Here is a 510-nt window from a genome sequence, read left to right as displayed (position 1 = left end):
TATTCCTGGCGTGGCGCGAGCTGGAGAAAACCGGCAAGACGCCAGACTGAGGCGGCTCGCCGGCCTCCCCCGGCCTGAATTGCAACAGCCTAGTCGCAGGTGTAGCGGAAGTTATCGTTCAGCTTCAGCGGCAACACCACCGTACGCAGGTTCAGCGCCTGCGCCTTGGCGCAGAGCGCAGGCCGCCGCGCGGGGTCCTTCCATTTCGCGGCATATTCCACATTGAACACGGCCTTGCCCTGCGTGGTGAACGCCGCATAGACCCCGCACTCGTTGTACTGGAAACACTGCTCATTGACCGCGAAGTCGAAATCGCCGGCAAGCTGGGCGACCTGATCGATATCGTTCTTGAGGCCGATGGCCAACCCGCGCGCGTGGGCCTCGGTGGCCAGAAAGCGGTTGTAGTCGAGCTGCGTCGCGGCCGTCAACGGCACGCCGGGGTTGTTGGTGTAGCCGTCGACATTGTCCGTGTCGATGCCATCGCACCCCTTCGCCTTCGCCAGATCCATC

At 63.3% G+C, this 510-nt stretch carries 1 protein-coding gene; it reads right to left on the bottom strand.

The genetic code is table 11. The annotated features are described in order from the left end of the window. Positions 1-89 precede the first annotated feature (89 nt). Positions 90-510: endo alpha-1,4 polygalactosaminidase (locus AB4Z27_RS29445; RefSeq protein ID WP_441646037.1), on the bottom strand; the 421-nt coding region annotated here is incomplete at its 5' end.

The organism is Cupriavidus sp. KB_39 (assembly GCF_052114485.1).
GTDB lineage: Bacteria > Pseudomonadota > Gammaproteobacteria > Burkholderiales > Burkholderiaceae > Cupriavidus.
The sequence above is the reverse complement of the archived record's forward strand: the minus strand, read 5'-3'. Positions and strand labels throughout refer to the sequence as shown.